Below are 18,415 nucleotides of genomic sequence, written 5' to 3'. Positions count from 1 at the left end.
CACCAATACCGGAGATAGCACTAATGAAACGATCGACCTTAGCAACACTTTTATTGAGCTCACTAATGTTTACTGGCACTTATTCCTCGGCAATCGTTGCCGAAGAAAAGCCTGAACATGACCCTTCTGATTTAACCAAAGCAACGACATCTGGCTACGCCGCGATGAGCAATAAAGGGGACTTGAAGGTGTCTATTTCAGGTTCGTTTAGTGTCAGTCCCACCCAAGAAGGAATGCTGACGCTTGAAGGGACGATGAACAATGAAGGTGAGTATAGCGACAGTCGTTTACAATACTTTCATGTGTTTGATTTAGAAAGTACAGCCGTACCTAAGGTCGCGATGTCATTGGATATGATTAACAATGATGCTTTTACCACGGCGGCTATTGGCGGAATTGCATCGATTACGTTACCGAGTGACAAGGTTAATTTATTCGTAAGAGCGGGCGTGCTAGGTGGTGAATACAGTGATGATTTTGTCGAGATGATGGGGGAGTCAGACACGGCAACTTATGGGGCAACAGGCGATATATTCTTGATTTTGAAAACGGGCAATGATGGCACCTATTTTATGATTAACCCTGAATATACCTACATGACAGGCAGTATTGAAACATCGGTGCTAAAAACCACATTAGAAGTCGCAACACCATTAAGCCAAGACAAAACTCGTTGGGGTCAGATTAAGATTGAAAATACACTAGCAAGTACGTCATCAACTCATTTTGATTACTCAGCTGATGAGACGGTAGTTTGGGCGCTATACAAGGCTTATTTTTAATTGAGTGCCAATCTTATCTGGCGGTTATTCAGGATGTAGTGCGGTTTTTTCGTGTTGATTGCCATGTAACTGATGTAAAAAAGCGACGTTGAGTCGCTTTTTTATTGCGTGTTTTTTATGACGAGCATGTTTTCAGTAAAGGATTGCTATTGAACCTGCTGGCCTAATGATATGTATCGATCAAACGCCGCTTTTATCGACTTTTTCACTTCAATGATGGGTTTTGTTTTTAAACTCCACAAAGCCAGTGGAACGTAATAGTCATCGCTAATTTGCGGACATTGTATTTGCAGTAGCTCATTGGTGGCGTTGGCATGATCTTGATGATTTGGGAGTAAGGTCCAGCCTAAATTATCGTTGACTAACTTGATGGCGAGCGACAATTGATCCACAACATCATAATGGGGTGACAAGGTGATTTTTTTGCCATATTTTCATCTAAAAAAGATTTTAGAATAATTTGTCTTGATGATTGCAGCGCGGTAAACACTTCATTGCTATCGAGCTTGGCGATATCACTATTGCGATTAACATATGGAGCAAAAGGCATTTGGCCGAGTAAGACATAATCTAAATTACTCATGGCGCTGGCATTCGTGATATTCACAATACCAAAATGAATAGACTCATCTTCAATTCCCGCTCGGATCTCTTGCTGAGTCCGTACTAATAGACGCACCCGCATATTAGGAAAGTCAGAGGTGAGCTGCGCTCTAATCAATGACAAGGCTGTGTGTGGAATAAAGCTGTTATAAGCGATTGTAATTGAATCAAGTTCGCCGTAAGAAAGGCTAAGCGCGACTTTATCGAAAGTTTTGACTTGTTCTAAGGCTTGTTTAGCGTAATGGTACAGTAAACTGCCTTCGTGGGTTGGGGTGACATTTCGAGCGCCTCGTTCAAACAAGGTCACTGCTACTTGGTCTTCTAAATTGCTGATCACTTGTCCAACAGTCGTGCGGTGTTTATTGAGTTTGATTGCGGCTTTACTGATTGATTGTTCCTCATAAACAATCACGAAAGCTTGTAGCTGCTCTAGACTAAAATTCATTCGCCGCTCCGAGGTTGGTTGCATAAGGCTCTAAATTATTAACATAATTGAAGACTGGATATTATTAACATAATTGAAGACTGGATATTATTAGCATAACTGAACTCAAGTTATGTTGCTGTTTGATTTACGCTGTTTTCAATAAAAATGGCTGATGATGCAATGACTGAAAAGCGTAATGTCTGAAGAGTGTAATGGGCTGCGTTAGTTTTAAAACATTGTTGCTTTTTTAGGGCAGATAAAAATAGGGCATAACATGGAATTGTTATGCCCTAAAATCGTGAACGGTAAAGATGCATTGCAGTATCAAGTTATAACTCTGACTCACCATCCATTTTTCTAAACAGCCAGTCGGGTAATTTATGCCAGCTTCCATAATTAGGATTGCTATTGAGTACCTTATCTTGACTTCGCCACTGGATATCCCCGTTTTCTTGTTGGGTTACATGCCAAAAAAGCGTGGCTTTTTGTTGTAAAAGATACTGGTGTAGATGCTCGGCAAACTCAGTGCTGTGAACGAACAAGCCAAACTCTATGTTTAAGAAATCTGAGCGTGGGTCAAAATTTGATGAGCCCACATAAGAGACATGATTATCTAGAATAATGGTCTTGTTATGGTAGTAAGTATCACCATGGTAAAAATGATCGTCATTTTTGGCCGTGTCTTTATATTCATATATATCGACTCCCATATCCAATAAGGTTTGACGGTGCTTTTCATAATATGCCGGGATAAATAGCGAATCATTTGAGGCTGACGAGTTGGTCACTAACGTGACTTTAGATGCTTGGGCTGTCAGGTTTGCAATGACCGTAAACTCGTTATCTGTCGGCACAATGTAAGGGGTTGAAATAACGACATCCTTGGCTTGCTTTAACTCTTCACTGACCGTCATTTCAGCTCGTGTTCTGAAGTAAGGTAAACGGTCATGCATTTTTTGCAGAGAATCGAAAACAGGTGACACTGTCACATCAATAAACGCTGGGTTTGTCATATTATTGATTGTTAATTCAATATTTTGTGTTATTTCTGGGTGCTTTTTTTGGGTTTTAGCTAAGGCTTTAGAAAAGTGGCGTGTGTCGCTAATATCCGCATTCACCTTAATTAATTCACTCACAGGGACAACAAAGTCACTTTGCCATTGCTGTTCATAATTGGTTGCAAATGGCGCAATAATATCGCCAGTGAACAGCACATCTAAGTCGAAAAAGTTAGCCTCTTTACTGTAACCAAAATACTCGTCGCCAATGTTTCTACCGCCGAGGATCATTTGCTGATGATCGACGTTAAAGTACTTTTCATGCAAACGATTATCTAGCACTTCTTGATGGATTTGGAAATCAAAAGCACGGCCAACCCAGCCCATTTTGCGCGAGTTAAATGGGTTGAAAATTTTGATTTGGACATTAGGGTGCTTGTCGACATCCGCCAACCATTTTTCGTTAAAAACCAGTAAGTCATCTAAGGTTAGCCTAACCTTCACGCCGCGGTCAGCTGCGAGTTTGAGCTCATTTAGTAAGGTGAGGCCTAAGGTATCGCCATTCCACGAAAAATAGGTCATATCGATGCTTGATTGTGCTTTTCTGACTAAATCAATTCGACGGGCAAAGGCTTCATTTGCCGCTGGAATTAAGTAAGCCTGTGCTTGATAGTCACGTTTTACAAAGTGGCTTTCAAATCCTTCTGGGACACTTGGGTTAGGTGTGGCGCAGCCTGTCAGTAACAATATGCCGCAAAGCAATGTCAGCAGTGACATAGGCTTAATAGGGTTAAACAGCTTCATGAGGTATCCGTTAATCGTCAAAAAACGTCATAAAAAAGGCCAGCGAACTGGCCTATTTTTGGGGAGTTGTTAGGTATGACTAACAAAGAGTGAAATCTTGTGCATTGATCGCGCTAAGTCACTGCTTATAGGTAACCTAAGATCAGGTTTAAATCTTCAAGTCCTTGTAAGCGACCTTGTCTAAGTGCCGGATCCGTACCTGGCTGTTTGCTATCCCAATCTGACTCGAATGTATGAATTCCGTCTTCGTCGATTAACAACACGCTGTCGTTGTTGTATTGGTAGTTTTCAAATAATGCATCGCTAAACCACAGGCGAGACATTTTATCCATTAACGCTTGGTCTTTACTGCTAACAGAGACTGGTGAACCATCAAGTTTCAGTGCTTTGTTAAATACAAATGGCAGTTCAGAGCCATTACACGCACCACTTATACAGCTGATCGTTTTAATCACATCGCCGATATCAAGATTGCCATCTTCACCTTCTGTGTTGTATGTCCATACGTTGAAACTTGCATGGTAACCAAACTGATAAAAGGTGGCGTCTACGTTATTTTCTTGGGTTTCTCGTGCTTGTTTACGTGAAGGTCCAGCAAATAACATGTCATTTAGCATCATTTTAAATTGCTTCATGTTGGTTAAAGCGCCCGATAATTCACTTTCATTGTTTGGATAAAAGTCTGCTAAATCGAGTAATGCATTGGTGGTGTCACCGTTACCAAGACCAAAGTAAAACTTAACAATGGCTTCATAGGCGCTGCTCGGTAAGATATCACCTAGCTCCACTTGCGCTTTAATATCATCAGCGGTTAGTTGAGCAATTTCTTGTTCAACTAAAGCCATGTTTTTCTCGTCAGCAAGCCAAGTTAGCATGGCTTGATTGATGTCACCTTGTTCGATTAACTCTGGATCGAGATTATTCATTAAGTTAATAATCGTTGGGATCAAGAAGGTTAAGCTTGGCAACATCGCGAAAGTATTGGCTTCTTCCGTATTCGAACCTACAACTGTCGGTACGGTAAAATGATCCAATGAAGGCTGAGTGGTTAAGTGGTAGCCTTTAATGGTTGAACCAAACGTTGGCTTATAATATTCAACGTATGGTGCAAATGGCATTAGATTAGCCATTGGGCTTGCTTCACCTGATATTTTGCTGGTTAAGCATAATCCGCTACCCACAAGGTTATCCAGATCAACACAGCTAAGCCCAGTCCAATCACCGATACGACCAATTGGCGAGTTCACTTTAGCCTGAAGTGTCATCAGCTGGTCTAAAGGCATATCCGCTAAACTTAACTCACTGAGTTCTGGCATTTCAGCTCGGGTGTCTTCAATTCTAGTGGCAAAGCTTTTAGCCTGATTGTAAGTGCGATAATCAAATCCAGCGGGGTTACTTTGCATAATAGCGCGAGTAAAATACTCACCTGCCATCGGCTCTTCAGTTGCTTCTTGTTGCAATATGCCTACCGACATTGCACCAGCGCCTTGACCGATTAGGGTGATGTTTTCAATATCACCGCCAAAGTCAGCAATATGGTTATTGACCCACTCTAAAGCGCGCTTTTGATCGCCAAGGCCATAGTTGCCGCCTTGATTGTCTTTAAGCCAGTGGCTGCCTAACATGCCAAGGCGATAGTTAAGTGTCACGGCAATAAATGGGTTACCTTCAGCAGCGCCTTGCGCAACAACCGTATCGCCATGAATCAATGGCTCAGAGCCTGCGCCGTATTCAAAATCACCACCATGGATAAATACATAAACCGGTAGTACCACATCCGTTGACAGATCCGCTGGACGCCAAATATTCAAATTTAAACAATCTTCAGACTGAGGTTGTGATGTTGTTTTAAGCTGTGGACATGCAAAGCCAAATTCTGTCGCATTGACCGTTTCGTCCATATCAAGTTGCGCACTATGGCTAAATCGCTCTGCTGTTGCGTAAGTAATGCCCTTGAATGTTTCGATACTGGCAAGTGATTTTTCACCTGTTACTGAGGTAACAACATGAGACTCTTTTAGGGCTTCAACCTGACTTTGGCCAATGGTTAACGTCACCTCTTCAGTCGGAAGTGGCGTGACTTCTGGTGGTGGCGGTGGCGTCGGTGTTGTTTCGTTATTATCATCGCTGCCAGAACAAGCTGCTAATGTGAATGCGATTGAAACAGCAAGTATGGTTTTATTGAATATTGTCATTTTCGTGTCCTGTAATGGCCTAATCGTCCAAACGTAACCTGTTATTTGCTAATGAGGCTGATTGATTATTGTTAAGGCCTGATAGCTAGGTTGTCTGCAAATGTGGCTGTATATTAATTGTTCAGTGCCTACATGCGTAATCGGTTATGTAGGATGAAATCCTCATGAAAATTCAGCCCTGAATGTCAGCCTTACCCGTTGAGGTGCGTGCAAGGAGAAATGACTCACTCAACTTGATAGAGTGAGGTCATTTTTTCTCAGGTAGTGTTTTGGGTTACATCAAGTCAATTTAGAAGTGGTAACCGAAATTCAGTGTGACTGCACTGCGGGTTTCGCCTTTGTTATACAGCATGGTTAAGTTGTAGTGCTTACCAAATTGTTTGTTAAAGCCAACAAGGTAAGCCCACTTATCTAGGTCAACTCCCACGTTGTAGAAGAACTCTTCACCGCCAAGTTCAACGCCTTGGATAGACCCTTCCATGTTAGGTTTTAGGCTTTGATATTCAGCACCAACAAAGATTTGTGCGCGGTAATCTGCTAACTGGTAACCCAGCATTGGTTGAACGGTTAAGATGCCGTCGCCCCACTTATCTGTTCCGACCATTCTTGTTCTCGAGTAGCTACCTGTAACAGAAGCAAAGAACTGTTTGTAACCAACCGATAAGGTTGTTCCAACCCCCATTAGGTCGTATTCAAGATGCAGAGGTACGCTTAAGGTGCCAGAGTTACATAGTGCTGATAGCTCATTACAGAATGCATTACCTAAACCTGGTAACTTGTTGTTTAACTTATCTTGTAACTGACGACCAATTTCACCTGTGTATTCAGCATCAACTTTGGCATCAACATTAATTTTTCCGACGTAACCAAATACATTCCAAAAAGGCAAAATATTCACGTCACCACGTAAACTTAAGCTTTCCGCATTCACTTGAGCTACCGATTTAAACGGGTCAAAGAACTCATTTAAATTGGCGCCCATAATGTCAAAGTCACTAAAGCCAAAATTCATATCTTGATTACGGTAAGCAACAGACACACCGAACGGTAATGGCACATCAATACCTTGACGGCGGACTAAATCCCCCATTAATGGGAATACGCGGTCTAGCTTCACGCTTTCTTCTTTGTAGCGAGGATCTGATACTTGGGACAGACGTTCTTGGTTAACAACGGTTGCTTCCATGTCACCATCGTAAAAGGCCACAGGTTCAACGATGGTTGCGATGCTAACGGCTGTGCCTTTTGAGTTTTCACCATTGGCTTCGATGCGCTTGTTTTTAACGCCAACGTTACCATTGTCATAGGTTTCAAAATTGACCACTTGATGATAGTCATTAATGCGGTAATTTTGATATGCAAAGTCACGGGTATTTTTAATAATCATTTTTACAGGTTGGTTATTCTCAACCGTGATTTTGACTCGCATAAAACGAAAGTGAGCAATATCTTGCGGTAAGCCAAACTTAGAGTAATTGAATGCGATTTCTACTTGGCCATTACCTAGCTCTGTTGCGGTAACAGAGTTCGGATCATAACTTTGCGCATAATTACGTAAGCGATACTCAATTTTAGTATTCGCTTCGATTTCTTTAATAATGTCTTCGTTTTCATCAAGCTTTGCAGGGTCATATTTGATGCGAAGGTCAATGTTGCCTTTCTCGTCAGTATTTTGAATTAAAAACACTTCGGATTTACGCTCTTCATCGCCGACTTTGGTTGAGCGTTTGACGTGCTCAACCAAGTGCTCACCTTGTACTAATGAATTCAACCCAAGCTTAGGTAAGTCATCTGCAATGCCGTATTTTTTGAAGATGGCTTTACCTGTCAAAATTTGCTGTTTTTCGCTCTCTTCAACAGGTTGAAATTCTTCAGCTAAAGCATTCACTGGAAAGTTGAGTGCCATTACGCTGATGCCTATGGATAAAGCTTGCTTCGGGAAAGAGGTTATCCAATTTTTAGTAAAGGTCATGCTGTATTTGCTCCTACTGAACCGCAAACCTATGCGTATTCAATCGTTATTGATGTCAACTAACCGTTCATTTGTTAGTCGTGAATCTCATACAAACCTCGCTAAAAAGGCTGCAGTCTTTTTTGTGCCGCTAGCGCTTTTTGCATTGATGAAACTGTGTTGGCGAGCATTCTAGGGAGAAAGATTAAATTTAGTTAATCGCGTTTGTAGGACGAAACCCTCGGTTTGTTTTTTATACAAACTGATTGATAAATGACGAAACACAAACTGTTGAATGGGTTACTTGAGAGAAGGAATGAATTCCGTTTGCAGCTAGGATTTAAGTGCTGAGGAAATGGCGTTGAGAATGGAATTAGGGAAGTGATGCATTTTCCATTGAGTCATTGGGGCTTTAACACGACGTGCTAGATACTCAGTCAATACAGGATGAGGGTTTGATCCTTCATATGTGATTCTGCTTAGGTCATTTCAGTCTCTATAATGCGTCAAATCAACCTGCTAACCTTAGGTGTTTCACTATAAAGTTACTGATTTAAAAGCTTTTTATAATAAGTGGTGTGTAGGTGTGACAAAGTGGATTTACCCCATTAAGCGTTATTTTCTGTGTTGTAGCCACAAACGGCGGACCAACAGAAGAGAAGGCTTGTTGCAATAAACAGAACATATAGAGAGAAGCAATGAATCACGTTAAACAGATAGCAGCCATTTTATTATTGATGCTTATCGCTGGCTGTAGCACCACACATACTTTTGATCTTCGAGTTCCTGAACAGGGTTATGAGCAAGCGACCGTTGACGGCGAAGCAAAATCACCTAATGCAGAGCCGCTGCGCTTTTGGGCTGGTGAACCATCCACTTTTTTATATTCTGATTTAACAAAATCCACCCCGTTAACTGTTCAGGGCGATGCGTTAAACATTTTAGTGTTATCAGGAGGCGGGGCTAAAGGTGCGTTTGGTGCAGGTGTCGTTAATGGCTTATACGATCATGACCAACTTGAACAATACACAATAGTGACAGGCGTTAGTGCGGGGGCATTAATCGCACCATTTGCGTTTCTGGGCGGCGATGAAGTGCCTAGATTAAAGCAAGTGATGCTAGGGATTAATGACAAAGAAATCATGGGCAAACGTAACTTTTTAAATACGCTTTTTAAAGATGCTTTTACCAACGGTGACAATATGCTGGAGTTCATTGCTAGCGTGTACACCCCAGAAATGATAGCTGACATCGCTAAGCAGCATAATGCAGGGCGTCGATTATTTATCGGCACAACACAGTTTGATTCTGGCCGTTTATCAATATGGAATATTGGTGCGATTGCTAACAGTAATATCGACAATAAAGCTGGTTTTATTCATCAAATTTTAGCGGCGAGTGCATCGATCCCTGGTGTGTTCCCTCCGCAGTTTATCAAAGTCGATTATCAGGGTGAAGCGTATGAGGAATTGCACGTCGATGGTGGTTTATCTGCACAAATGTTCTTTGAGCCAGTGACAACAGATTATGGAAAGCTATCAAAGGCACTTGGGCTAACTCAACAGCCATATATTCATGTTATCCGCAATGGCATGTTAACTATGCCTTATGAAGTGATACCAGATAAGGGCATGGCATTACTGACTCGAAGTTTAAAAAGTTTAACAGTGCTGCAAAGCAGAGGTGACCTATACAAAATGCTTTATGACAGCCAATTACAACAAATCGATTTGAGCTTCACCTATGTGGATAGCGAATTTGATGCACCAGTAGAAACTAAGGCAATGTTTGATTTTGAATACATGCAAGCACTTTACAATTATGGCTATGACAAAGCAGTGAAGGGGCAAGTGTGGTCTAAACAATTACCTTAATAGAAACGGGCTTTAAGCCAATTAACAATACTCAGTTTAACCATAAAAATACGAGATAAATCGACTTTTCATTACCAACCCTAATCGTTGATTACAGCTTTACCTGTCCATGTGTTGTGGCACAAGGTGTAGCAAATTTGCGTAAAAGCATTTTTGGTAATCAATGCACGGAAGCAGCTTGTTAGCCGGACATCTTGTCCGGTTTTTTTTAACTAAAACAGGGCTTCGCAAGCAAGGTATCTGCAGCAGTGATTCCCATTTGATATCCTGCCTCTAAAACTGCTTTATCAGTGGTTAATCTACCGACGTTAAAATCATCTGGCGGGGCGATAATATGGATTTTGCAGTCTGCTGGAGGCTGCATGATAAAGTCGATGGCTTGGTTATAATTGGTTGCACGGTTCACCATGGCTTCTGCAAGTTTAGGGTGTCGTTTGAGAGTTTTAGTGATTAGCCAAGGTATTTTGGGGGCCTTTTTGCGATAACCTAATGGTCTAGATAATACTACAGTGATCTCTTTGGCGCCCATTTCGTAGGCTTTAATAACAGGTATTGAATCGGCAATGCCGCCATCTGTCATAGGAGCACCTTGATAAGTAGGAAAGTCTCGATAAGCGATAGGCACTGAACAGGATGCTTTTAAAATCAGTTCGAGATTGTCTTCAGTGCTTTTTATATAAACCGCTTCACCTGTATTGATGTTGGTTGTGACCACAAATAAAGGGATCGGCTGTTGCACAAACGCTGCCATATCGTAATAGCATTCTTTTGCCAAAATATCCCATAACCAGTCAAGCTCAAGCCAATGACCACCACGAATAAAACGACCAAAATCAATAAATTCAGGCAGGCATGAATAATGGGTAATGATACGGTAATTGCGCTGCTTTTGATGAGATAACCAAGAGGCTAAATTTGTTGAACCAGCTGACACGCCGATACAAAAGTCGAAAGGACGATATTGTTGTTCAATAAATCTGTCTAACACGCCAGAGGCAAAGATCCCTCTCATTGCGCCGCCTTCTACTACAAGGGCGTGTTGATTTTTCGTTGTGGTATATGCATCCATTGCGGTTTCTTTATCGCTCAATGCGATTATCTGATTCGAGTGATGTCATTATCTTAATGTTGATAGAGTAAAGACTCAATATTTGTCATGGGATCCGCTAATGATAGCGTCGATTATTATGGATTAATAAGTCCATAATGTTTGGTGCTGGTGGCTATGTCGAAATTAGCCATTTTTAACTAGTATTACTGCAACAAGATTTTAAGCGACTTTATTCATGGGGATGGCAATAACATTCTCTTGATTCATTTTTGTCTCTTGATTCATTTTTTGACATTGCTTATTGAGGAAATACTTTATGTCTCATCAAATTATTACAGATCTTAACAGCCGCTATACAGCTAAAAAATATGATGCTTCTAAACGGATTTCTGCAGAAAATATGTCAGTACTTAAAGAGGCGATGCGTTTATCTGCTTCTTCGATCAATTCGCAGCCTTGGAAATTTATTGTGCTTGAAACGGATGCTGCCAAACAACGTTTCCACGATACTTTTGCAAACATGCATCAGTTTAATCAGCCTCATGCGACTGAAGCATCACACATTATTTTATTTGCTCACAACCCGTATTACACCAAAGATGACTACCGTAAAGTGGTTGACGCAGAAGTGGCATCAGGCCATTTACCGGCAGAAATGTACGACAACATGTTAAATGGTGCTTATGCCTTTGCTGATTTAAATACTGATGAAAATGGGTTTAACGGCAACTGGACTAAAGCGCAAACATACATTGCGATTGGTAATACACTGCACGTTCTAGCGCGTTTAGGTATTGACTCAACGCCAATGGAAGGGGTCGATCCTGACTTAATTGGCGAGATTTTCAAAGAAGAACTAGCAGGTTATGTGTGTCAATTTGCATTAGCGATTGGGTACCACAAAGGTGGTGAAGATTATAACCACGGTAAACCTAAAGCTCGTTTACCTGAAGCTGATGTGATTACTGTTTTATAATCGCATTGGTTTACTAAAAAAGCTCAAGCAATTGCTTGAGCTTTTTTGTTTTCGTCACTATTTTATGCTGTCACTTATCGGGCTGAAAACAGGCCAGAACCTTTTCATAAAAACAGTCATAAAAACAGCCATATAAACTGACAGAACTACTTGTCAGCATTGGTTGAGCCAATTTTGTGAATGGCTAAATCAGCGCCTATATATTCATCTTCTTGGCTTAAACGTAAGCTAGCTATTTTATGAACAATACCGTAAACAATCACGCCGCCTACGATGGCAGAACCAACACCCACAAGTGTGCCAACCAGTTGCGACATAATGCTTACACCACCAAGACCGCCTAAGCTTTGTTGTCCAAATATTCCAGCAGCAATACCACCCCAAACACCGCATAATCCATGCAAAGGCCAAACACCTAATACATCATCAATTTTGGTGCTGCGTTGAAGTTTTGTGAATACAAAAACAAATAAGCCACCGGCAACACCACCGACGACAAAAGCGCCAACTGGATGCATTAAATCAGAACCCGCACAAACAGCAACTAACCCAGCTAGTGGACCATTATGGATAAACCCTGGATCATTTTTACCAACAATTAACGCGATAATCGTGCCGCCCACCATGGCCATTAAACTGTTTAGGGCCACAAGGCCACTTATGCCATCTAATGTTTGTGCTGACATGACATTAAAACCAAACCAGCCGACAATTAGTATCCACGACCCTAATGCCAGAAAGGGAATGTTAGATGGAGCAAAGGCGACTCCGGGCTTACGGCCACCACGAACACCTAAAAAGTACACAGCAACTAATGCTAACCAACCGCCCATTCCATGTACGACAACAGAGCCTGCAAAGTCATGAAACTCTGCGCCAAAGGTGTTGCCTAACCATGCTTGAAATCCATAGTTACCATTCCATATCATGCCCTCAAACAGTGGGTATACAAACGCCACAATCAATGCAGAGGCAAATAAGAAGGGGCGAAAGCTACCACGCTCAGCAATACCGCCAGAAACAATGGCGGGAATAGCGGCGGCAAAGGTGAGTAAGAAAAAGAACTTCACTAAGTCATAGCCATTATTAGCTGATAATGTCTCTGCACTGACAAAGAAGTGGCTGCCGTAAGCGATTTGATAGCCAATGACAAAATAGGCTACAGCTGAAAAAGCAAAGTCGGTTAAAATCTTAACTAATGCATTTACTTGGTTTTTATGCCTGACAGTCCCCACTTCTAAAAATGCAAAGCCTGCGTGCATCGCTAGCACCATAATTGCACCAAGAAGGATAAAAACGGTATCCGCACTTTGTGCAATTACCCCGATCGCGTCACTGATATTGTCCATTTATGCTCCCCAAAGCTATTCTCTTATTTATAATTCAGTCACTTAGTAAAGCAAGAATTATTCCTATGTTGGGATAATGTTAAATTCAGGAGGGGCTAAAATGGTGCGACTAGATAAAAATTCCATCATAACAATAAGTTCTATGATCGATATCGGTGCGATTTTTCTGCAGCTTTAGGTTGAATGATTAAGTTCTGTTCAGTAAATGCGTGCATTTTGTTTCATAATGGTGCGATGGCTGAGTCACCACAGTGCAGCGCGTTATCAAACAGTGCAGCGTTATCAAATAGTGTGGAGCGGTTTATTAAGGCCATTTAATTTGATGTGTTCTAATGCGCTAATCGCTTTTAAGATGCCATCTGAATTATCAACAGCGTTGAGATCAACATGGGTTTGTTGGCGGACTTGTTCTAGGATTACAGATCGCTTAACTCGATATTTTTCAGATACGCAAACGGCACAAGAGCGTGCACTCGATGCTCGATAAGCAATAGGGCGGCTTGTATCTAATGCACGTTTACGGCTAGAGCTAAATGACATTATTAACGGTATTTCATCGGCTTAGGTATGCCACTCATGGCTGAAGGCTCATCGCTTAAGGTTCATCGTTAATGGCACTTTACTAAGAGTGCCAAGTTAGCTTGATGATATATCGTTTATTGCTTTGTTTTACAGCAGTATTAATAACATTTACAAATGGCTTTTAGCCGTTTTTTCATCGATGTCTAACAATCGTCAGTATATAAAGTGGTTTTAGCGGGATAAGTTGCTCCACGAGCATCAGTCCACTGGTGGCTGTATTGTACGAAGCAGTTGCCAGCCCCATCACCAATGGTAGGGTGATCAGCAGGATGAATTCTCATGTTTACTTCATTGGTTTTTTCCATGTCCCATGCACTTGGGTCATCAATACCTTCGACAAACATCACTAAGCTTGTTTCATCAGACTGCATGCTGCCATATATGAGCGTTGCACCTGCATATTCATCGCCAATTGCAGCAGCATCTATCGACGCTTCTTTTTCAACACCATTAATCGCAGACTTCGAGTAAACCAAGCTGTTTGCGCTATCAATGGCTCCTGCCATCGCTTCAATGGTAGCAGTATGGGCATCGCCTTTAAGATCGATAAATTTTGGCGCTGCGACCACAGATAAAATACCCAAAATAATAATTACGACCACTAATTCAATTAGCGTAAAACCATTACTGCGCTGCATTATAAAACCTCAAATAGTGAATTTGTGGCTATTATTCCTCAATGAAAACTTTAAGAGTTACCATTTGGTGCCAGGTACAGGATTTATGGCATATCGCAAGGAATCATAGTGAGAGCAACTAAACAAAAAAAGCAAAGGATCTGAAATAACATTGCATTTTAATAGACGATCGGTCTAATATGATTTTATGACAGAATCAATTGTAGAAAACATCACTAAACCACGACGTGGTAGGCCGCCCAAGCAGGCGAGAGATAGTCAAGATACTCGGGCGGAACTAATTCGCAGTGGTCTTGAGCAACTGACTGAGAATGGCTTTGCCTCTTCTGGAATCGATCAAATTCTTAAAAAGGTCGGTGTGCCCAAAGGTTCGTTTTACTATTACTTTGCGAGTAAGGAAGCATTTGGTCAGGCTGTGATTGAAAACTACGCCACGTATTTTGCTTACAAACTTGATAAGTGCTTGCTAAACGAAGCTTACTCAGCGCTTGAACGTATTGGCCTTTTTGTTGAAAGTGCGATGGATGGTATGGAGCGCTATCAATTTAAGCGTGGTTGTTTGGTTGGCAATTTAGGCCAAGAAGTGGATTTATTACCTGAAAGCTACAGACAGCAATTGATTGATATATTTTTAGATTGGCAGCAAAGATTAACGGCTTGTCTAGAGGCTGCCAAAGTTGAGGGCGAATTATCCCCAACGGCTAACTGTGTTTTATTGGCTGAGCATTTTTGGGTTGGCTGGGAAGGGGCGGTAAGCCGCGCAAAGTTAGTTAAAAGCACTCAGCCACTGCAAAATTACCTTGAATGTTTTATCGCAGGATTACCGCGATAAAATTTTTTAACTATTTATAGACGAGCGGTCTATATTGAGGAGTGACCATGTTTAACGGCTTATTAATTGAAAAAGATGACCAAGGATATCGCGCGGCAGTTAAGGAAATTGATGAGAGTGTTTTACCCGATGGCGATGTAAGCGTAAAAGTGATTTATAGCACGATAAACTATAAAGATGCATTGGCAATTACCGGTAAAGGTCCTGTGGTCAGGCAGTTTCCTATGGTGCCAGGTATTGATTTAGTGGGGCTTGTTGAAGCGTCCGAGACTGATAAATTCAAAGTTGGCGATTACGTGCTACTCAATGGCTTTGGTGTTGGTGAAGTGCATTGCGGTGGTCTTGCTGAGCGGGCGCGTTTAAAAAGTGAATGGTTGATCCCGTTGCCTAATGCCTTTACGCCAAAGCAAGCTATGGCGATTGGCACCGCAGGTTATACCGCAATGTTGAGTGTGATTGCGCTGGAGAAAAATGGCGTCACTCCTGAAAAAGGTGAAATTCTGGTGACAGGCGCTAATGGCGGTGTCGGCAGCTTTGCTATCGCCATTTTAGCCAAACTTGGCTATCAGGTTGTGGCATCAACAGGGCGAGCAGATCAAGCCGCTTATCTTGAAAAGCTTGGCGCTGCAGAAGTGATTGACCGTAACACCTTATCGGAGCCAGGTAGACCATTAGCCAGAGAGCGCTGGGCTGGGGCGATTGATTCTGTTGGTAGTCACACCTTAGCCAATATCTGCGCCAGTACAAAATATGGCGGCACTGTAGCGGCTTGTGGCTTGGCCCAAGGGATGGACTTTCCTTCTTCTGTCATGCCATTTATTTTACGTGGTGTGACGTTAGCGGGTATCGACAGCGTCATGCGTCCTCTTGAAGACAGACTTGAGGCATGGCAACGCTTAGCTGAGATTATTGAACCACAAATGTTTGATGATATTTCAGCAGATATTGGCTTAGATGAAGTGATAAGCACGGCAGAAGCGTTAATGGCTGGTCAAGTTCGTGGCCGCGTTGTGGTCGATTTAACTAAGTAGCAAAAGTACACTTTCATCGACTCATAAAAAAGCCAGTCAATTGACTGGCTTTATATTTATCGGCTGATTGACCGATTACCAAATACGAACGCGTTGGTCTTCTGGTAAGTAAAGCTTGTCACCTGGTTTCACGTCAAACGCTTTGTACCATGCATCATGGTTACGTGGCGCAAGTGCGCGGTAACGGCCAGGTGCGTGAGTACCTGCACGCAGCTGACTTAACATGCTTTGCTCGGTGCGTTTTTCTTTCCACACTTGTGCCCATGCTAAGAAGAAACGTTGATCGCCCGTCAGGCCATCAATAATCGGTGCTTCTTTACCATTTAAGCTTAACTGGTATGCATGATAGGCCATGGCTAAACCACCTACATCACCAATATTTTCGCCTAAGCTGTTACGGCCATTTACGAAGTTGTCCGGTAGTGGCTCGTATTGACTGTATTGATCTGCAAGCATATCGGCTTTCGCCTCAAATGCTGCTCGGTCACTGTCAGTCCACCAGTTACGTTGAATACCGTTAGCATCAGATTTAGAGCCTTGGTCATCAAAGCCGTGTCCCATTTCATGACCAATCACAGCGCCAATGCCGCCATAGTTCACAGCTGGGTCGGCATTTGGATCGAAAAACGGAGGCTGTAAAATGGCTGCTGGGAACACAATCTCATTGAACGAGCTATTGTAGTATGCGTTGACGAATTGTGGCGTCATGCCCCAACGGTTACGGTCAGTCTTTTTCAATTCTTTAGCAACGCTATCGGCATGGAAGTATTGGCGTAAGTTTTGGATATTAGTGATTAAATCTTTGTTGGTTAATGTTAGGCCATCGAATTCTTGCCATACATCTGGGTAACCAATCTTAGGTTTGAAGGCGGCAAGTTTAGCGTGGGCGTTTACCTTAGTTTCATCACCCATCCAATCAAGACCATCAATACGTTGACCTAACGCTGTGCGAAGGTTTTCAACCAATTCAGCCATTTGCTGTTTTGATGACTCAGGGAAGTAACGCGCCACATACACTTTACCAATAGCAAAACCTAACGATTGGGTGCCAGACATTTCGGCTACGGCACGTTTCCAGCGCGGTTTAGGCTCTTCTTGTCCGCTCAGTTCTTTGCCATAAAAAGCAAAGCTTGCGTTGTAGATATCTTCAGATAGTAAGCCTGCATTGTTACTGACAGTGTGGAAGGTCAGGTAGTCTTGCCATACATTTAACGGCTCGTTATTGATTAGCTCAATCATCGCTTTGATCGGCTCAGGCTGAGACACGTTAAGTTGTGGGATTTGGTAACCTGATTGCTCAAAGAATAAGTCCCAGTTGAAGTTAGGGTACTCATTATTTAAGTCTGCACGTTTAACCTGATTTAAGGTTAAGTCACGGTTACGGCGTTTCTCACGTGGCCATTGACCTTCAGCAATTTTAGTTTCTAACGCAAGAATAGCTTCTGCGCGAGCTTGGCCATCTTTAATGCCAGCAAAAGCTAGCATTTCAGCAATGTGGCTCACATAAGCGGTGCGAATTTTTACAAAACGCTCGCTGTCTTCTAGGTAGTAAGAGCGATCAGGTAAGCCTAAACCGCCAGCGCCAATAGACAGTTCATATTGGTTTGGATCTAAACGGTTGAACCACATGCCGCCATAAATTGGCGATTCAGCATCGGTGAGCCACGCGTTACCAAATACCTTGGTTAAGTCATCAGTGTTTTTAACTGCGGTAATAGTATCTAATGTGCCTTGAATAGGGGTGATACCCAATTTATTGATGGTATCAGTGTCCATGTAAGACTGATAAAAATCTGCAATTAACTGCTCTTCAGCATTTAAATCACTACGACTAGCGATATCATCAATGATTTCTTTAACTTGTTTCTCGCTGCGCTCACCTAATGCAGTGAAAGCGCCATAACGGGTTTTATCCGCGGGCATTTCAAAGTTGTCATACCATGTGCCGCTGGCATACATAAAGAAGTCGTCACCCGGTTTTACCGCTTCATTTCGGGCGGTTAAATCAATCCCGAAATCACCTAACTCAGCGTGGGTATTGGTGGCTTTTGTTACTGTAGCTTCTGCCTTATTCGTGTCATTGACTTTGACATCTGAACTGCCGCAAGCACTCAAAAAGGTTGAGGCTAGTGCAATTGCAATTAGCGTTTTTTTCATTGTGGTCTGCTTCCTTACAAAAAATGGGGTTCATTTTTGTTTTTTATTGGTTTTTTTGATTTTTATTCGGGCGATCTTTTTACAACGACAATTTTTTACTGCAATTATCTATAGGATCCATATCTAATAATCGCCACCATATTCTAAAACTGAGCCAAAAAGTCA

15 protein-coding genes are annotated in these 18,415 nt (G+C 42.1%); 5 read left to right on the top strand and 10 right to left on the bottom strand.

The annotated features are described in order from the left end of the window. Window positions 1–23 precede the first annotated feature (23 nt). A complete protein-coding gene (locus tag AN944_RS11825) occupies window positions 24–782 on the top strand; it encodes a hypothetical protein (RefSeq protein ID WP_055024821.1) in 759 nt (252 codons plus the stop codon). 146 nt (window positions 783–928) lie between these two features. Here AN944_RS11825 and AN944_RS21775 read toward each other — a convergent pair whose 3' ends face one another. The 5 genes from AN944_RS21775 to AN944_RS11805 all read right to left on the bottom strand — a co-directional run bounded on the left by AN944_RS21775 (window position 929) and on the right by AN944_RS11805 (window position 7,781). Continuing rightward, window positions 929–1,174, bottom strand: a complete 246-nt coding sequence (locus AN944_RS21775; protein WP_200913372.1) for a hypothetical protein — start codon at window positions 1,172–1,174, stop codon at window positions 929–931. Further along, entirely contained in the window at window positions 1,144–1,830 is a 687-nt protein-coding gene (locus tag AN944_RS11820; RefSeq protein ID WP_200913371.1) for a LysR family transcriptional regulator, read from the bottom strand. The genes AN944_RS21775 and AN944_RS11820 overlap by 31 nt, the downstream gene beginning before the upstream one ends. 311 nt (window positions 1,831–2,141) lie before the next feature. Continuing rightward, window positions 2,142–3,614, bottom strand: coding sequence for a phospholipase D family protein (locus AN944_RS11815; protein WP_082419999.1), 1,473 nt, complete (start codon window positions 3,612–3,614; stop codon window positions 2,142–2,144). A gap of 125 nt (window positions 3,615–3,739) precedes the next feature. Continuing rightward, the gene (locus tag AN944_RS11810) at window positions 3,740–5,809 is read right to left on the bottom strand and encodes a carboxylesterase family protein (RefSeq protein ID WP_055024820.1); all 2,070 of its coding nucleotides are present in this window, start codon (window positions 5,807–5,809) and stop codon (window positions 3,740–3,742) included. Between the two features lie 289 nt (window positions 5,810–6,098). Then, window positions 6,099–7,781, bottom strand: coding sequence for a hypothetical protein (locus AN944_RS11805; protein WP_055024819.1), 1,683 nt, complete (start codon window positions 7,779–7,781; stop codon window positions 6,099–6,101). A gap of 677 nt (window positions 7,782–8,458) precedes the next feature. On the opposite strand from AN944_RS11805, the gene AN944_RS11800 reads away from it, so the two are divergent. Next, entirely contained in the window at window positions 8,459–9,634 is a 1,176-nt protein-coding gene (locus AN944_RS11800; protein WP_055024818.1) for a patatin-like phospholipase family protein, read from the top strand. Between the two features lie 208 nt (window positions 9,635–9,842). Here the strand turns inward: AN944_RS11800 and AN944_RS11795 are convergent, their stop codons facing one another. Further along, the gene (locus AN944_RS11795; protein ID WP_055024817.1) at window positions 9,843–10,703 is read right to left on the bottom strand and encodes a patatin family protein; all 861 of its coding nucleotides are present in this window, start codon (window positions 10,701–10,703) and stop codon (window positions 9,843–9,845) included. 298 nt (window positions 10,704–11,001) lie between these two features. Between AN944_RS11795 and AN944_RS11790 the strand changes: the two genes are divergently transcribed. Next, the gene (locus AN944_RS11790) at window positions 11,002–11,661 is read left to right on the top strand and encodes a nitroreductase family protein (RefSeq protein ID WP_055024816.1); all 660 of its coding nucleotides are present in this window, start codon (window positions 11,002–11,004) and stop codon (window positions 11,659–11,661) included. Window positions 11,662–11,807: 146 nt separating this feature from the next. Here the strand turns inward: AN944_RS11790 and AN944_RS11785 are convergent, their stop codons facing one another. The 3 genes from AN944_RS11785 to AN944_RS22030 form a co-directional block, all read right to left on the bottom strand. After that, window positions 11,808–13,010 carry an ammonium transporter gene (locus AN944_RS11785; RefSeq protein ID WP_055024815.1) on the bottom strand — a complete coding sequence of 401 codons (1,203 nt, stop codon included), beginning with the start codon at window positions 13,008–13,010 and terminating at the stop codon, window positions 11,808–11,810. Window positions 13,011–13,292: 282 nt separating this feature from the next. Continuing rightward, window positions 13,293–13,550 (bottom strand): hypothetical protein, encoded by a 258-nt coding sequence (locus AN944_RS11780; protein WP_055024814.1) that lies wholly within the window; start codon window positions 13,548–13,550, stop codon window positions 13,293–13,295. 185 nt (window positions 13,551–13,735) lie between these two features. Continuing rightward, entirely contained in the window at window positions 13,736–14,230 is a 495-nt protein-coding gene (locus AN944_RS22030; protein ID WP_055024813.1) for a type II secretion system protein, read from the bottom strand. Between the two features lie 187 nt (window positions 14,231–14,417). Here AN944_RS22030 and AN944_RS11770 point away from each other — a divergent pair, with 187 nt between their 5' ends. Further along, window positions 14,418–15,062, top strand: coding sequence for a TetR/AcrR family transcriptional regulator (locus tag AN944_RS11770; RefSeq protein WP_055024812.1), 645 nt, complete (start codon window positions 14,418–14,420; stop codon window positions 15,060–15,062). Between the two features lie 47 nt (window positions 15,063–15,109). Next, a complete protein-coding gene (locus AN944_RS11765) occupies window positions 15,110–16,093 on the top strand; it encodes an MDR family oxidoreductase (protein WP_055024811.1) in 984 nt (327 codons plus the stop codon). A 75-nt stretch (window positions 16,094–16,168) separates the two neighbouring features. Here the strand turns inward: AN944_RS11765 and AN944_RS11760 are convergent, their stop codons facing one another. Further along, complete coding sequence (locus AN944_RS11760; RefSeq protein ID WP_055024810.1) at window positions 16,169–18,250, bottom strand: M13 family metallopeptidase; 2,082 nt, start codon at window positions 18,248–18,250, stop codon at window positions 16,169–16,171. Window positions 18,251–18,415 lie beyond the last annotated feature (165 nt).

It is taken from the genome of Shewanella sp. P1-14-1 (assembly GCF_001401775.1).
Classification (GTDB): domain Bacteria; phylum Pseudomonadota; class Gammaproteobacteria; order Enterobacterales; family Shewanellaceae; genus Shewanella; species Shewanella japonica.
Note: the sequence above shows the minus strand (reverse complement) of the source record. Positions and strands in the feature narration are given on the sequence as shown.

What these genes read in the sequence shown, in the direction of transcription:
- AN944_RS11795 (WP_055024817.1), bottom strand. Translation starts at nt 10,703, where the DNA reads ATGGATGCATATACCACAACGAAAAATCAACACGCCCTTGTAGTAGAA.
- AN944_RS11800 (WP_055024818.1), top strand. Translation starts at nt 8,459, where the DNA reads ATGAATCACGTTAAACAGATAGCAGCCATTTTATTATTGATGCTTATC.
- AN944_RS11770 (WP_055024812.1), top strand. Translation starts at nt 14,418, where the DNA reads ATGACAGAATCAATTGTAGAAAACATCACTAAACCACGACGTGGTAGG.
- AN944_RS11810 (WP_055024820.1), bottom strand. Translation starts at nt 5,809, where the DNA reads ATGACAATATTCAATAAAACCATACTTGCTGTTTCAATCGCATTCACA.
- AN944_RS11820 (WP_200913371.1), bottom strand. Translation starts at nt 1,830, where the DNA reads ATGAATTTTAGTCTAGAGCAGCTACAAGCTTTCGTGATTGTTTATGAG.
- AN944_RS11790 (WP_055024816.1), top strand. Translation starts at nt 11,002, where the DNA reads ATGTCTCATCAAATTATTACAGATCTTAACAGCCGCTATACAGCTAAA.
- AN944_RS11785 (WP_055024815.1), bottom strand. Translation starts at nt 13,010, where the DNA reads ATGGACAATATCAGTGACGCGATCGGGGTAATTGCACAAAGTGCGGAT.
- AN944_RS11815 (WP_082419999.1), bottom strand. Translation starts at nt 3,614, where the DNA reads ATGAAGCTGTTTAACCCTATTAAGCCTATGTCACTGCTGACATTGCTT.
- AN944_RS22030 (WP_055024813.1), bottom strand. Translation starts at nt 14,230, where the DNA reads ATGCAGCGCAGTAATGGTTTTACGCTAATTGAATTAGTGGTCGTAATT.
- AN944_RS11780 (WP_055024814.1), bottom strand. Translation starts at nt 13,550, where the DNA reads ATGTCATTTAGCTCTAGCCGTAAACGTGCATTAGATACAAGCCGCCCT.
- AN944_RS11805 (WP_055024819.1), bottom strand. Translation starts at nt 7,781, where the DNA reads ATGACCTTTACTAAAAATTGGATAACCTCTTTCCCGAAGCAAGCTTTA.
- AN944_RS11825 (WP_055024821.1), top strand. Translation starts at nt 24, where the DNA reads ATGAAACGATCGACCTTAGCAACACTTTTATTGAGCTCACTAATGTTT.
- AN944_RS11760 (WP_055024810.1), bottom strand. Translation starts at nt 18,250, where the DNA reads ATGAAAAAAACGCTAATTGCAATTGCACTAGCCTCAACCTTTTTGAGT.
- AN944_RS11765 (WP_055024811.1), top strand. Translation starts at nt 15,110, where the DNA reads ATGTTTAACGGCTTATTAATTGAAAAAGATGACCAAGGATATCGCGCG.